Consider the following 1510-nt stretch of genomic DNA (forward strand, 5'->3'; position numbering starts at 1 on the left):
GGCCACGCACGTTCTTCAGCGGGGTACGGTACTTGTTCATGCGGCCGCTCCCAGGAAGACGTAGGCCCACACCAGCGCGGTGATCACCAGGCTGGCGAACACCGAGATCCAGCTGCTGCGCACGAAGGCGGGGATGGAGAAGCCGATCGCGAAGTCCTGCACGATATGGCGCAGGCCATTGCACAGGTGGTAGGCGAAGGACCAGGTCCATGCGAACAGGAACAGCTTGCCGTACCAGCTGCCGGCATGGCCGGTGAAGCAGTTCCAGGATTCAGGACCCATCATCAGGGCGAGCAGGCCGCCGGCAATGATCAGGGCTCCAACAGACAGAAAGATGCCGGTGGCTCGATGCAGGATCGAGGTGGCCATCTGGATCTGCCAGCGATACACCTGAAGGTGCGGGGAAAGGGGACGTTCTCTGGCGGCCATTCGCTGGGCTCGTTGTCTCGGCTGGGCGGCGCAATGCCGCGTTGGCTCAATGCTGATCAGAAATCGATGCAGCGTCCGTTTTTCTCCCAATCTCCATACCGCACCGGATCGAGTCCGCCGCGGCCACCAATCTCCACAGGCACCGCGGGCGTCTCGGGAAGCGGCTGCTTCTCGTCGACCTGCGGGGCATCGGAGTCGGATTCTGGAGTGGGGGTTGTTTGGCCTATCATGGGTGGTCTCGCAACGCACAAATTTTAGACCCCGTTCACGTGCCTGACAACCTGCCCATGGAATTCAACGGCTTTCCGCGCCTCCCCGGTCACCAGCTGCTCAGTCTGGAGGGCACCGATGCAGCGGCATTTGCCCACGCCCAGTTTTCCAGCGACGTCACCGCCCTGCCCGAGCGGCATTGGCAATGGAGCGCCTGGCTGAGCGCCAAAGGCCGCACCATTGCTGTGTTCCAGCTGATTCGCGTGGACCCGGACACGGTGCTGCTGGTGCTCGCCGACGGTGATGCCGATGCGATTGCGTCGCAGTTGCAGCGTTTTGTATTCCGTCGCAAGGTCAGGATCGCGGTCCGCAATGACCTGATCGTGGCCGGCAGCTTTACCGCACCGGACGCCGCCTCGGGCGCAGCAATCGCTGCACATGGTGAGACGCTGGAGCTGGATGTGGGCAGCTACGCGCTGCCGCGGACGCTGCGCATTGCCCCGGCGCACGCCGATGAAGCCGCCGATTCTGCCGGCTTCGATCTGGCCTGGCGTCAATCCGATCTGCGCTACGGCGTGCCGCGGCTGGACCTGCCGCAACGCGAACAATGGACCCCGCAGCAACTCGGCCTGGACCGCTTGAACGGTTACAGCGTCAAGAAGGGCTGCTATCCCGGCCAGGAAATCGTGGCCCGCACCCATTTCCTGGGCAAGGCCAAGCGCGCATTGCAGTTGCTGCGCGTGGTCGACGGCGCAGTCAGCGGCGCGCAGGTCCAGCAGAACGGGACCGCCATCGGCACCCTGGCCAGCGTGGCCGGCGACCTGGCGCTAGCGGTACTGCCGCTGGAGATGCCCGGCGATCCGTTGTCGGT

General features: G+C 64.4%; 3 protein-coding genes. 1 reads left to right on the forward strand and 2 read right to left on the reverse strand.

The window, feature by feature from the left end:
- Positions 1-36 precede the first annotated feature (36 nt).
- Together sdhC and ACXJKH_RS20365 are read right to left on the reverse strand one after the other, a co-directional pair.
- A complete protein-coding gene (gene sdhC, locus ACXJKH_RS20360) occupies positions 37-429 on the reverse strand; it encodes a succinate dehydrogenase, cytochrome b556 subunit (protein ID WP_256774070.1) in 393 nt (130 codons plus the stop codon).
- A gap of 56 nt (positions 430-485) precedes the next feature.
- On the reverse strand, positions 486-659 hold the full coding sequence (locus ACXJKH_RS20365; protein ID WP_256774071.1) for a DUF1674 domain-containing protein: 174 nt from the start codon (positions 657-659) through the stop codon (positions 486-488).
- Positions 660-698: 39 nt separating this feature from the next.
- On the opposite strand from ACXJKH_RS20365, the gene ygfZ reads away from it, so the two are divergent.
- A partial coding sequence (gene ygfZ, locus ACXJKH_RS20370; protein ID WP_457322088.1) for a CAF17-like 4Fe-4S cluster assembly/insertion protein YgfZ occupies positions 699-1510 on the forward strand: 812 nt, incomplete at its 3' end.

It is taken from the genome of Stenotrophomonas sp. P5_B8, assembly GCF_054049855.1.